We start from the raw sequence: 13,715 nt of genomic DNA, 5'->3' as shown, positions 1-13,715 counted from the left end.
GTACTAGTAAAACTAGTGCTGCAGGCAGTTTCAACGATGTTAAATTTGAGTAGCGTATGAATTCAGTGTATAATTGAATGTAAGAAATGTGAACGTTCACATAAATGGAAATGATGCTCATACTGAGCATAACAGAATAGGCAATAACCTTACCATGACAACTAACACGACAACTGACACAATGGAGTGAGAAATGGTACAGACGCAAACAGAAGCTATCGCTCAAGGCAACACTTCTCTCGGTATCGAGTTCGGTTCGACTCGTATCAAAGCAGTTCTTATAGATGAGAACTATCAGACACTTGCTCAGGGGGATCATGCATGGGAAAATCATCTGGATAACGGCTTATGGACGTATACTCTCGACGAAGTGTGGGAAGGCGTTCGTGATGCATACGCAAAGTTGGCTAGCAATGTCGAGAAAGACTATGGAGTTAAGCTGACTCATATAGCGCGTATGGGTTTTTCCGCAATGATGCATGGGTATCTTGCATTTGATGCCGATGATAATTTACTCGTGCCATTTCGTACTTGGAGAAATACGAATACTCAAGAAGCACATGAGAAGTTATCTGAGCTTTTCCAATATAACATCCCACAGCGCTGGTCTATCGCCCACATTTATCAGGCAATACTCAATCAAGAGGAGCACGTATCGTCCCTGAACTTTGTGACAACTCTTGCCGGATATGTGCACTGGCAATTGACAGGGGAAAAGGTTCTTGGCATTGGCGATGCATCGGGAATGTTCCCAATTGATCCTCATACTCATCAGTATGAAGAGGAGCTCTTGAGAAAGTTCGAGAGTTTGCCAGAAGTGAGTTCACAGCCATGGAGCATTCGCGAAATATTGCCACAAGTTCTTGTAGCAGGACAAGAGGCCGGGGTTCTTACAGATAAAGGTGCAAAGCTTCTCGACCCGACAGGCACATTGCAAGCAGGATCTGTGCTTGCTCCACCTGAAGGCGATGCTGGAACGGGTATGGTAGCAACGAATTCTGTACGAGTACGTACAGGAAATGTCTCAGCTGGAACGTCGATCTTTGCTATGGTTGTGCTTGAGCACAAGCTTAAGGGGTTGCATCCTGAAATTGATGTGGTCACGACACCAGCAGGTGATTTGGCAGGCATGTCTCACGCGAATAATTTCACCTCGGACCTCAATGCGTGGGTGGGGTTGTTCCGTCAATTTGTTACAGCCGCTGGTATTGAGATGTCAGATGCGCAGCTCTTCTCAGTTCTTTTTAATGCTGCAATTGATCCTAGTACTGATGCTCATGCAGGTGGGTTGCTTAATTATTGCTTCTACTCTGGTGAATTCCTGGTGGGTCTAGAAGAAGGTCGTCCTGTATTTGCGCGCGGACCTCAATCATCTATGACACTTGGAAACTTTATGCGTGCGCAGCTCTTCTCAGCGTTTGCTCCAGTAAAAGTGGGAATGGACGTGCTGACGCACGATGAAGGAGTGCAGGTGGATTCACTCGTTGGTCATGGAGGTATCTTTACGACTCCAGTGGTAGCCCAGCGAATTTTGGCTGCAGCATTTAATACTCCTATACGTGTTATGAGTACTGCGTCTGAAGGTGGAGCATGGGGCATGGCAGTTCTCGCTGACTACACAGCACATTCAGATCAATTACTTGACGAGTATCTTGATTCGCGTGTATTTGCGGATGCGCAGTATTCCACTGAGCAGCCAATTGATACTGATGTAAAGGGCTTTGAAGACTTCTTTGCTCGATTTAAGCAAGGACTTAGTATTGAGAAAGCTGCCGTGGAATCAATTGATATAGAATCACGATAAGTTTCGACATAACATCCATAACTTGCAAATTTTTAAATCGCTTTTAATTATAAGGAGAAAAGATGGCTACTTTAGCAGATTATTCTGAGGAAACTCGTGCGGAAGTTAAGCAAGTACGAGAAATCGTAGCAAGTTTGCACGATCAACTTCTTAAATGGAATCTTGTTGTATGGACTGCAGGTAATGTTTCCCAACGCTTGAAGACAGCTGATTTGATGGTCATTAAGCCATCAGGACTTCGCTATGAATATCTCACACCTGCCAGCATGGTCGTGTGCGATCTTGATGGCAATGTAGTTGATGGGGCTGCTTCTCCTTCATCGGATACGGCTTCGCATTGCTATATTTATCGTCATATGCCTGATGTTTATGGTGTAGTCCATACACATTCCACATATGCGACAGCATGGGCTGCAACTGGCAAGAACATACCTTGCGCGCTCACAATGATGGGTGATGAATTCGGAGGAGAAGTTCCTGTCGGCCCATTCCGACTCATTGGTTCAGAAGCAATTGGAGAGGGAGTAGTAGAAACTCTTAAGAAATATCCAAAATCTCCAGCTGTTCTCATGCAAAATCACGGACCATTCACCATCGGAAAGGATGCAGAATCAGCAGTAAAAGCAGCTGCGATGACCGAGGAAGTGGCGCATACTGTATGGGCTGCACAGATGCTCGGAGGAGTTATCCCAATTCCTCAACAAGATATTGATAAGCTTAACGACCGTTATCAGAATGTGTATGGTCAGCATTAATCGACAGTTATAAAACTAAAAAAAATGGTTCGAGAATATACAGAAAGGAAATTCAATGAAGAATCCATTTGAAGGTAAAGAAATTTGGTTTGCTGTAGGATCTCAGGATTTATATGGCGAAGAGACACTGCAACAAGTAGCACAGCAATCACGCGAGATTGTTGATACATTGGACGCAAGCCCTGCAATTCCTGTAAAGCTCGTGCTGAAGCCAACGCTTAAGGATTCTGACTCGATTAAGAAGTTCATGCAAGAAGCAACAGCTGCTCCTGAATGCATCGGCGTTATCGCGTGGATGCATACTTTTAGCCCAGCTAAGATGTGGATTCGTGGCCTTAATGAATTAAAGAAGCCACTCCTGCAGCTCAATACTCAGCATCATCAAGAAATACCATGGCAGAGCATGGATATGGACTTCATGAATTTGAACCAAGCTGCTCATGGAGATCGTGAATTTGGTTATATCGTAACGCGCCTAGGAATTGCGAGAAAGATAGTTGTCGGACACTATACGGACCCTGATGTTGCTGAGCGCATTGGTGTGTGGGCTCGTGCATGCGCCGGTTGGGATGCTGCGAACACTATGAAAGTGATGCGCTGGGGCGATAATATGCGAAACGTCGCAGTTACCGAAGGTGACAAGACTGAGGCGGAGCGCGTATTTGGTGCTTCTATTAACACGTGGCCGGTTAACGAACTCGTTGAGCATGTCAACGCTGTATCTAAAGAACGTGTGGAAGCTCTTATTGAAGAATACAAGAAGGAATATGATGTTGCGCCTGAATTGCTTGGTGAACGTTATGAATCCTTGTATGTTGCTGCTCAAGAAGAACTTGGTATGCGTGACATGCTCGAAGAAGTTGGCGCCACGGTTGCTGTGGACAACTTTGAAGATTTGGGAGCGCTTCGTCAACTTCCAGGCGTAGGTGTGCAGCGCTTGATGGCAGATGGATATGGATTCTCTGCCGAAGGCGACTGGAAGACGGCAATGCTTGTGCGCATTGGAAACGTTATGGGTTATGGTCTCGAGGGTGGATGCTCACTCATGGAAGACTATTCTTATAATCTTGTGCCTGGCAAGGAAAAGATTCTCGGAGCTCATATGCTTGAGGTGTCTCCAACTCTTAAGACCGATGGAAAAGCCAAGCTCGAAATTCATCCTCTTGGAATAGGCGGCAAGGAAGACCCAGTTCGTTTGGTCTTTACTGCTACCCCTAAGAAGGATGCTGTAGTCGTTGCTATGAGCGATGTACGTGAACGCTTCCGTTTGGTTATGAATGTTGTCGACGTAGTAGAACCTGATCAGGATTTGCCAAAGCTTCCTACAGCACGTGCATTGTGGGAACCACGTCCAAACTTAAAGGACGCTACGCAATGCTGGCTTCTTGCAGGTGCAGCTCATCATACATGTATGACTACAACAGTTGGTCGCGAGGCATGGGAAGATTTTGCTCGTATGGCGGGAGTAGAACTTGCTGTTATTGATGAGAAGACAACTCCGGCAGAATTTGAAACAAATCTACGAGTTAACGATGTCTTTTATCGTCTAAACGAGCATTTCTAAGTTGTATCGGGTGAATCTCGATAACCTCGGATAATGTAATAAATATGGGGAGGAACTCGTATAATTGTGAGTTTCTCCCCATTGTTTTGGTTATTTTGTTCTGCTAATTTGGTGTTGTTTCGTGTGTAGCGACTAGCGGTGGTTTTGATCGTAGCAATATGAATGTCATTATGATATTCAAAATAAATATGATAATTAGAGTGATTATTTTTACTCGTGAATCATAAATATAAGAAATATGTCGAATGTAAAGATACGATGCTATAGAACCAAGGAAATCAGTAGTAAAGCAAAGTATGAACTCGCCTATACAGAATGCGGAAAGAATAATTCTTTGCCAGCTCTTAGTCATCCTCATAATGAATGAAAGACAAATAAGAGGGAATAAAATCGAGACGAAGAAAAAAGCCATGTTGCTACTGACGTCGAAATAGCCGGTGAGGTAAATGCTACACGCCGCAACTATAGTGGGAAAAACATTAATAAGAGTGAAATATAAAGCTAAGAGTAGCTTTGAGTCTTTGAAATATTTATCGGCGTACACGGTAATACATTCCTTTATGACTTGAATCTGGCCAATGGCCATTCCAATCTAGATAGTTACGGGTGTGTTGAGCGATTCGTAAGCGGTTTCCGGATTTTTGATAAACAAAACCGATATGATCAACGGATCCATCGTTAGAGAAGTCAACTCCGATAAAATCACCATCACGGACATAAACGACAAATGCATTCCAATCTTTCACGTGATAGCCACTTCCCATATAATTCTTAAATACATTGGCATTTACCCATGAAACAGAATGGTTGTTTTCGTCGGCGCCTCTCCACCACCAACCTTGATCTTTGTTCCCATAAACCATTCCAATTCCGCCTGCGTGAAGGATTTGAGATGCGAAATTGGTACAATCAGCATCTTCAATCCAAGGCCCCCAGCCTCTTTTCATGACCCCATATTGCTGATTAGCATTGACAGCGTACTTCGCAGCATATGCACGGGCTGCCGCAAGATTTATGCCAGAATTTCTATCGGGATAATATGGTCTATCATTCCCATTTTCTTGCTTCGTTGGCACAAGCATCCGCGCAGTCTCAACAGCTTGCCTTTTTGATACTTCACCGATTTCGTAACTATGAGCCACTGCGATAAGATTACGGATAATCTCAGCATTCTCACTCTTATTCTCATATAAGTCTAAAAATTCTAAGATTTCTTGACTGTCTACAGTACTGTTACTATGCGATACCAGAGTATTTTTATAAAGCGTTGCGGTATCTTCAGTTAATGCAGGGAGTGAGTATTGTTGCTGAAGCTTGGTTATAGCAGTCGTGTATTTATCCGTAAAAGTTTTCTTAGCTGCTTCAGGACTTTTATATGTGTCTAGCAGCGAAAACTTTTCACTGAGAAAATTATAGCTATTCTGCGTTAGCTCATAAGGATTTTCAGATTCTGAAGTTTGCCCTGCATATGCATGTGGAGTTCCTACGAGAACCGTTAAGGTAACAACAGATAATAGTGTAATCAATTTACATTGCTTTTTATGTAGCATTGTAGTTCCTTTCAACAATCATCGATGATTACTGTAAGTTATATGTCGCTCTATTCAGCCGTGAATAAAGTAATACTATTTTACTACTGGAAGTACACTCTGTCTATGAACTGAAATGCATGATGCAGTAAGAATGTAGAGAACTAACTACATTACTTTCGAGATTCGATAACGTGCATATGTTAAACGTGCAGTTCTTACGAAATGCAAAAGCATAAGAATCGCTACGAAAGATAGAGGAAGCATATGACGTTCAAAATTATTGGCTGGAGCCATAATCATAACGCCCATGAGAAGGATAAGCGGACTATATCGTAAGAGATCTTTCCATCGACGAAGGATGATAACTGCACATCCGAGCAGAAGAACGCACACAACGTAGAAGTTACCATGCATGAGCCATCCTAATATTGGAATCTCGCCGATGGTATTGCTAAATAGTTGTTCGATTTGACGTACCTGAGGTACCCAATATCGAAGTATCGGCGCGTTAGAGATTCGTGAATTGCTCAAATAATAACTTGTAGATACGTATGGGGTATCGTTCACATCAAAATAACCGTAAACTTTAGCCAAGAAAGCGTCTACATAAATTGTCGGATGAGTCAGCCCCAAGCTTAGCCACGCTTTATTGAAATTCGCCATATCTTCTTGGGTAACAGTTTCCCATTTATATGTTTCAACTTTTCCGTCGCTACCAGATGATTTCACTCGGTCTGCATCATCAGGAGAGTAAGTTGCCCCCATCGTATACAAGTTAAAAATAGGTCTAAGCTCGCTACGAACTTCTTCGGAAACACTTGATGGGTCATCTCGCATAACGCGTGCTATTTGTTGCAACTGTATACCTCTGCTCTCAATAGGATCTCCAGATATAATCGAGCCGGTATTAACAGCTATCGTTAAAGCACCTTGGAAAATAATGAATGGGATAACGAGTGAAATAAGATATGCCCGCCAGCGTTTACGGTCGGCTATAAAAATAAGTACGATTTGAACAGCAATAATATACGTTGCATATTTTGCCGAGCTGAGCATAACTGCAGTGCTCACAACAATGCCAACGATGAGCGAGCGTGGAATGTGCGTGCGATCTCTACGCGAGAAAATCTCATACCATTGACCAAACCACCAAAGGAAAGCAAATGCGAAAAGAGGGGACTTAGTCAAAGCAGTGGTTGAATATAAAACTTGAGGATTAAGAATGAAAAAGAGTAAGATAACTACTCGCCAAGCGATAGATGCTTCGCTGTTCTTGAGATGTGAATGCGAACGATTATAGATACGCAGTGGTCTTCCAAAAGTAAAGAAACGATTGAGAGTAACGCTTACACAGAAAATGGCGAAAACCATTTGAGTAAAGGATAGGATAACTAACCCCAAGTCAATCGTACCTGTATTGCGCTGCGACCAAATCAAGGTTGCACCATAAATGAACGTTAGTACAACGTTATGCTGATTCGTCAGATACGTAGGTGTATCTGGCCACATATAATGCGCGATAGGGTAGATATCGACCACGTTAAAAGTGTCGGCATAGGAGACATAAGTTCCGTTGAGTGATGTGGTCCAACGAGTCATTTCAGCGTATTGACTCATTAAATCGGCAGCAAAAATGGTAGGAACGAGGATAAATTGAATCGTCCAAAATGTGAGTAAGATGAGCGCAATTTTCCACCAACTGTTCGTCATAACAAGAATGTACTGACGAATTTTATGCCACCACGAGGTGAAAGCGCGAAGACGATTATTAAAACGCTTATGTTGGAGCTTGAAAGCATTCCATTTTTTGTTCAACTTTGGGTGGAGGTGGTGCCATCGTTGTGTAAGAAAATGAAGAATCCCTGATTGCGGTTGGCATAAACGCACGAGCAGCCAAATAACGGTCATACATAGAATCCATGTAATCGCAAAAAGAATTGCATTTCCAATTCCAAACGTTGCAATGGAGTGATCGCGACGATAAATTGGCCCTACACTTGTGCATAATGCAACCCACGCGCTCGCTAAGGCAGCAAGAGCCCACGCAGCAATATTTCCCCACGCGATTTTGTGAGTCGCAGATGTGGTGGAAGCGCTCATGTAAACTCCTCATTTTAGCTGCACAAATGGCATCTTGTTATAGGTGCGTTGTTGTCAGGTTGGTGCTCCACAACATAGACTGTATAACTGAACTATTTAGTAGCGAAGCAATCCAATACTCTCACTCAGGTTAAGCCTAAACTTTTGTTAGAACTTTACCGAAGCAAAATTATATCAAGAGAATATTAGGTATACAGAAAAACCGTTACATTCATACATATCTCTCATAGTTGATGTGCACAGGTAATGTACACAGTTGATGTGCTTGGCTGGCATACGGTGTAATCGTGCACCAACTTTGCAACGAAGATTTAAAAGTATGAACGTAACGGCTTTAGGTTTATCTTACTTTACTTGGCTTTGCGGCTTACAGGCTGCCAAGGTTCAAGCTCAACAGTTTCAGCCTCAAGCAACTGAGGATCCAAATATTCTTTACGAATAATGACTTCACGGACAAAGCGATCAAACCACTTATTTGTCATAGCATAGTAGCCATCTTTGCCGTTTTCCTTGCCCCAGCTATTCTCGACCCTCCAGCGGTTTGGATTTCCATCCTCATCAAGGTTGACACCCACGAAAGTCATAGCATGGTTGCTTGGATAGTCCATGTATTCGAGTCCTTGAGCTTTATCAAGGTTGAAAGTTGTGCCAAAGAGTTCATCAACACGAACAGTATTCTCATCAAAGAAGCCATCACCACGAAGAGAGAATTGTGTGCAATCACATGCAAACCATACTGGATGACCATTCTTAATCATCTGAACAGTAAGGTTACGGAATGTGTCGAGATCAACATTTACTGCATCCATATTTCCAGCTTCGATAACGGTTGCTGAGTTCTTGTATGCGTAGCGCTTGCCATAAGGAGTTGACTCGAGCGGGCTGTTAATAACAGTCTCATAGTCGTTAACATCAACAGGAACATACTTTTTGTAGAACTCCATAGGAGTAATGCCCAAATCTACAATCTGCTTACGAGTGTCCTTGCCATCCTTTGGCTTATCTTCAGCTTTGGTTGAAGTAGAATCGGACTCGTCGCTCTTGCTATCGTCCTTCTTGTCATCTTTCTTCTCGTCTTCAACGCGTGCAAAGAAATCAAACTTTACAGGTGGTTCGCCCAAGGAAATAGCGCACATGCGGTATACGAGGTCCATGTACTCATCTTTGCGAGCTCGAATCTGTTCTTCAGTCTCACCATCCTTATGAGCTTGGCGCATCTGAGCTGCGAATTCGCGCATCTTTGAGTTGATGTACTGGATGAAGTCATCAGAACTACGAGAATTAGCGGATTCTGGGTAAGCGCTCTTTGGCACCAATCCGTACTTAGAGACGAGATCAGCGAAGCCCTTCCACCAGTTTCCATCGTCAACAGGGCCTTCATTAATAGCTTGGAAACGACGGTCATCTACTGGAGCATCAATCGTTTCGATAACGTACTCAAGATATGAGTTTGCCTTCTCCATCTTCTCCCAGAAGAAAAGATAATTTTCAGAGAATTCAAAATCAGCGAGATTCCACTTATGCATTAATTCATAACGCAATACATTAAGACCTGCAAACATCCAGCAGCGGCCAGAACGCTCCTGATTAGTAATAGACCCCTGCTTGAGCTCAATATTGAAATCCATTGGTGTCTCGCGAGAGCCAGCATACGAAGTAGCTGCCTTGAGAACTCCCATGCTCACAGCTGCATTTGCTGCAACGCGATTCGCACGTTCTGCATTGAAGTGCTCAGAATAAGTGCTCAGCGAGGAAAGAGCTAGCGCTTTATCTGCCATTTTTATCTCCTATTTCATCTATGTAATTACTTGGTTTCTCCATGTATGCGATGTGTATATTGATAAATCCATTGATTATGAACTCATCGGTGCACCTGCTATATGAGGGAAACCGTTAAAGGCTATGAAGAAAATCATACTCAGCATGGGGTATGAGGATAGAGGTTGTGTGGTGAAGCATGATGAGCGCTTTTGAATGAAGGTACGAAGCGCTTACGTGAGGTGTCTCTATAGCTTAGCTGTGATACGACTCCTGAAGCAAGGCTATTTGGGAGATTGAATTTGCCTGTTGCGTGGAGCGGTTTCAAGTTATGCATATTTTGTATGAACAGATTGCTGGGATTATGCCAGTGACTGCGAGTGCTCCCGAAGCTCTTGAGCAAGTTGTTTATATGTACGTTTCCTCTGTACTAACTCTTGTATCCATTGGTATAGCTTGTTTTCAGTCGTGTCATCGGAATCTAAAAAGTTGATATAAATCTTTGCGCGTTTTAGGAGCAAGAGCATTGTAAGTACTGTTGTGCGCTTATTCGCATCGGAGTATGCATGTGCAGCTGCTAAGTGATAAGCAAAATCGGATACTTGGTCGAAAATATCTATGTAACCATGCTGGTCGTTGATGTTACCACCATAATATGAGGTGAAGCATGAATAAACTACTGATTCAACTTTTGCCCGAGTGTTAGGAAGATTTATATTAAATCCCTGATCTTTAATGACCTTACGATGATATGTGTCGATATCAGATATGAGAGCATCGAGCTGCTCTTGATCATAATCAAGGCAGCTCGTTTTCATGCATCACCTAGCAAGCGGAAGGTATTGTGATATCTATTGTAGATATCATCCATATCTTGAAGCATGGTTCCTTCTCGTGCGGGATAGCTTTTTACATCATCTGAATTCAAGATATCCTTGTTGGTTATCGTTTTATTTCGATCGCCGTCATATGTGTTTTTCCAAGCACTGTTTTCTCTATGCGAGTACGTTACGAGATCATAAGCAGTCAGGAATCCATATTTTTCTGCGACAATGTCAACGATATTTGTCGCGTACGCATCATTTACTATTTTTTTTGAAGGATTCGCGATATGCTCATGCCCGTACGATTGGAACGCATGGTATACATCTGGTTCTACTGGCCCATATTGCCATGCTTGAATCTCTGAATCATAGAGAGGTTTTCCGGTTTCTCGTAAAGACTCCACTTGTGCAAAATAAACGAGTTTATTAAGCGACAGATTAGAGAAGTTCAGAGATTGATGGCGAGTAATGAACAAGTTAGCGATGTCTAAAGCTGTTAGTGTCATATTTCCCTCCCATCATTTACAGTAAACATTATATTATACGGGGTAGTTAATTGATTTACAACTGCTTCAAGATATGTCGAGAGTTTGCCTGTACGTGGGTTAGTGCCGATAAGTCGGCGTATGCCATTTTTTATTTTTGTCTTGCCAGATGGTTCCTTGACCGTTTTCTCGCCGTGTTTTCGTTCTCGGCATGAGTTAGTCCTTTCTCATATTGGTGTGCTTATGAGAAAAGAATAAAAGTATATTTAAAGTATACTTTTAGGACAACAAAGAACAATCTAGGGCAAAAACTTGCAAAAAACTTGCATGTATAAAATTGCTTAGAATTGTTGAAAATGCTTAGAAAACCCTGTGATTACAGGTGGAGCGGATGACGGGAATCGAACCCGCGTAATCAGTTTGGAAGACTGTCCTATGATAGTGGTTTAAGCGTTGCAAATATTAGCTTTAGAAGCATTCTCGTTTTGCAAAAGTATATACTTGGTGTATACCTGTTCTTTTCTCTGTTTAATTTTTCATGCATTTCCAGTGTATCTTATCCATCGCAGTAAAGCATGGCTGTGAGATTTGAAGCTCATAATGTGTTTGTATGTAGATAACAAAAAATGCCCCTAACTCTCATGTAAGAGTTAGGGGCTGTGCTTGATGGAGAATAATGCTTTTACTGGATGAGTAGTGTTTGTCCTGGATGAATTAGATTAGGATTACTCAAGCTGTTAATACGAGCGAGCTTTTGCCAGCTTGTACCGTAACGTGCAGCGATACCACTTAATGTTTCACCACGAGACACCGTATGATATGTCTTCTGCGTGCCTACAATCTGATTGACACGTGCTTGTACAGTATCATAGTTAGCTCCAAGCGCATTACGACGAGCATCACCGTCACCATACTTGCCAGCAATAACATCACGTGCTAACTGCTCAATATCAACTGTAGGAGCAGTAGTTGCCTGTGGGGAAGTTGTAGCTGCGCCTGTAGGGTTAGCGTACTTATTCCACGCAGTAGCATCACCATAGAACTTATTCACATCTAATGGCCCATTGTAGCCAGTAAAACGACCGTTCGAAGAATACTGACGCATAGCACAGTTATAAGCTCCCTCATTCCACGGAGTAGCCTGATAACCCGTAGGATCATTATTCGCATACTGAGCAATCCACAAACCATAATCACCAACATTCGCAACCTTAGCGAGCGCGGATGCTTGTATGTAGATGAGTGGTTTGATTCCTGTTTGGTTGGTGATGTGGTCGCAGAATGTTTTTATCCATGTGTTTGGGTTGTTGTTCCAGGCGTTGTTTTCTCCTGCTTCGAAGTCGAGGACGAGGAGTGCTTGGTGGAGGTAGCCTTGGATGTTGGTGAGGAAGTAGTTTGCTTCTGCTGTTGGGTCTGTTCCTTCTGCGTAGTGGTAGACGCCGTAGAGTTTGCCGAGTGTTTTTGCTTGTTGGATTTGTTTGTCGCATGATGGGCTGACGTAGTGTGTGCCTTGTGTTGCTTTGGCGATGACGAAGTCGAAGCTTATTTTGGTGAGGTCTATGTTTGCTTGCCAGTTGCTGATGTCGATTCCGTTTAATGCCATGATGTGGTCCTTTCTGTTTTTAGATTGCTATGAAGTAGACGATGAGTAGGAATTTTGTGAGTGCTACGAGTGTGAGTGCTCCGATAATGAATAATCCTGCAAACATGAATGCTGTTAGCAGGATTATGAGGAGTGTGAGGAGTATGTGTTTGAGTTGTGTCACTCGTTTTCCTTACTGTGTTCTTCGAGTGTTTGTATGTGTCGTCCTGTTGTTTGTGTGGTTTTGATAAGGCTTGCTGGGGAGACGGTTTCTCCGCCTGCTGAAGCGATGGAGGTGAGAATACTGATTAATGCTGCCATGAGGGTTACGGATAGGACGTTTGTCCAGTCGATTTGGAGTAGCCCAACTGCCCCTGTACCGAGGACTCCGATTGCTGCTTGTGCAGCTGTTTTTACTGCTCGTTCAGCAGTGTCGAGCCAGAATTCTTTGTTGAAGTGTGTCATTTTATTTCTCCTTATTGGTTTGGTTAACTTGTAAGCCGACTTGTTGTGCTGTGTGTTCGATATCGTGACGGATTTCAGCTGGCAGATGTGGTTTAGGGTGTTTTTTAGACCAGGCAGGTTCTAATACTTCGCATAAATCTGCAAGCCAATGTCCGACAGAACGTATGTATGCTGTTTTGATATCGTCTTTGAGTTCTAACGTCGTTAATTGATTTTTTAAATCTCGACGTTTCTCTTGTTCCTGTCCTAAAAGGTCAGATAACTGTCCTACGCGGTGATCTGTTTCGCGGAGCTGTTCTCGTAGTTCAGTTTCGATTTCTACTTGGATTTTTTTCGACTGTTTCTCATCGTTTTTAGCTTGCGAGCGCGATGTGATGTATGCGACTGTGAAGCTGATGAGTCCTGTGATGAGGGCTACGATGACGTTGTCGAGGTCGAAGGGGCTGAGTGGTGGCATGTGGTGCCTTTCTGTGTTGTTTGGGTGACATAATATAAGTTCTCGGTTGCAAGGTGAGATTACGGGTCAAATTACTAATATTCTCAGCACGAGATGGTGGTCTGTTTCCAATGTTCGTGTCAGTGTGATTGATGACATGGTGTTCGCGGAATGTACGTTGAAGCGTCTTGATTCTTCATGGAATGGAGCATCTACTGATACGCTGTTTACCTTACCAGCAAAATACATGCCTAAGAATAATCGGTGGAGCATGTATGAGCCGCGTTTCGGAGTTTACGTCATTCCACGAGCAACAGGTAACGTCGAATTCGGACATTGGGGCAGTACCGCTCAAATGGGTAACGGTCAGATTATTGATTTAAATTTCAGCTGGCATCTACCGCAATAGT

The 13,715-nt window shown here is 43.0% G+C and carries 12 protein-coding genes; 4 read left to right on the top strand and 8 right to left on the bottom strand.

Annotation, left to right across the window (positions count from 1 at the left end):
- Positions 1-193 precede the first annotated feature (193 nt).
- From EJ419_RS07420 to araA, 3 genes are all read left to right on the top strand, one after another.
- Positions 194-1,804, top strand: a complete 1,611-nt coding sequence (locus EJ419_RS07420; protein ID WP_131285142.1) for a xylulokinase — start codon at positions 194-196, stop codon at positions 1,802-1,804.
- A 62-nt stretch (positions 1,805-1,866) separates the two neighbouring features.
- A complete protein-coding gene (locus EJ419_RS07415) occupies positions 1,867-2,559 on the top strand; it encodes an L-ribulose-5-phosphate 4-epimerase (RefSeq protein ID WP_131285140.1) in 693 nt (230 codons plus the stop codon).
- A 55-nt stretch (positions 2,560-2,614) separates the two neighbouring features.
- Positions 2,615-4,123: an L-arabinose isomerase gene (araA, locus tag EJ419_RS07410; RefSeq protein ID WP_131285138.1), complete on the top strand. Its 1,509-nt coding sequence runs from the start codon at positions 2,615-2,617 to the stop codon at positions 4,121-4,123.
- A 530-nt stretch (positions 4,124-4,653) separates the two neighbouring features.
- Here the strand turns inward: araA and EJ419_RS07405 are convergent.
- The 8 genes from EJ419_RS07405 to EJ419_RS07370 all read right to left on the bottom strand — a co-directional run bounded on the left by EJ419_RS07405 (position 4,654) and on the right by EJ419_RS07370 (position 13,326).
- Positions 4,654-5,673, bottom strand: coding sequence for an amidase domain-containing protein (locus EJ419_RS07405; RefSeq protein ID WP_131285136.1), 1,020 nt, complete (start codon positions 5,671-5,673; stop codon positions 4,654-4,656).
- 147 nt (positions 5,674-5,820) lie between these two features.
- The gene (locus EJ419_RS07400) at positions 5,821-7,755 is read right to left on the bottom strand and encodes a DUF6020 family protein (protein ID WP_131285134.1); all 1,935 of its coding nucleotides are present in this window, start codon (positions 7,753-7,755) and stop codon (positions 5,821-5,823) included.
- Between the two features lie 350 nt (positions 7,756-8,105).
- Positions 8,106-9,533 carry a C1 family peptidase gene (locus EJ419_RS07395; RefSeq protein WP_131285132.1) on the bottom strand — a complete coding sequence of 476 codons (1,428 nt, stop codon included), beginning with the start codon at positions 9,531-9,533 and terminating at the stop codon, positions 8,106-8,108.
- A 342-nt stretch (positions 9,534-9,875) separates the two neighbouring features.
- A complete protein-coding gene (locus EJ419_RS07390) occupies positions 9,876-10,331 on the bottom strand; it encodes a Fic family protein (RefSeq protein ID WP_131285130.1) in 456 nt (151 codons plus the stop codon).
- Positions 10,328-10,843, bottom strand: coding sequence for a Panacea domain-containing protein (locus EJ419_RS07385; protein WP_131285128.1), 516 nt, complete (start codon positions 10,841-10,843; stop codon positions 10,328-10,330). The genes EJ419_RS07390 and EJ419_RS07385 overlap by 4 nt, the downstream gene beginning before the upstream one ends.
- A 661-nt stretch (positions 10,844-11,504) precedes the next feature.
- The gene (locus EJ419_RS07380; RefSeq protein ID WP_131285126.1) at positions 11,505-12,425 is read right to left on the bottom strand and encodes a GH25 family lysozyme; all 921 of its coding nucleotides are present in this window, start codon (positions 12,423-12,425) and stop codon (positions 11,505-11,507) included.
- A 159-nt stretch (positions 12,426-12,584) separates the two neighbouring features.
- On the bottom strand, positions 12,585-12,869 hold the full coding sequence (locus EJ419_RS07375; protein ID WP_131285124.1) for a holin: 285 nt from the start codon (positions 12,867-12,869) through the stop codon (positions 12,585-12,587).
- A gap of 1 nt (position 12,870) precedes the next feature.
- On the bottom strand, positions 12,871-13,326 hold the full coding sequence (locus EJ419_RS07370; protein WP_131285122.1) for a hypothetical protein: 456 nt from the start codon (positions 13,324-13,326) through the stop codon (positions 12,871-12,873).
- 46 nt (positions 13,327-13,372) lie between these two features.
- Here EJ419_RS07370 and EJ419_RS07365 point away from each other — a divergent pair, with 46 nt between their 5' ends.
- On the top strand, positions 13,373-13,714 hold the full coding sequence (locus EJ419_RS07365) for a hypothetical protein (RefSeq protein ID WP_131285120.1): 342 nt from the start codon (positions 13,373-13,375) through the stop codon (positions 13,712-13,714).
- Position 13,715 lies beyond the last annotated feature (1 nt).

This window comes from Alloscardovia theropitheci (genome assembly GCF_004332295.1).
GTDB classification, from domain to species: Bacteria; Actinomycetota; Actinomycetes; order Actinomycetales; family Bifidobacteriaceae; genus Alloscardovia; species Alloscardovia theropitheci.
This window is presented reverse-complemented; position numbering and strand designations above follow the sequence as displayed.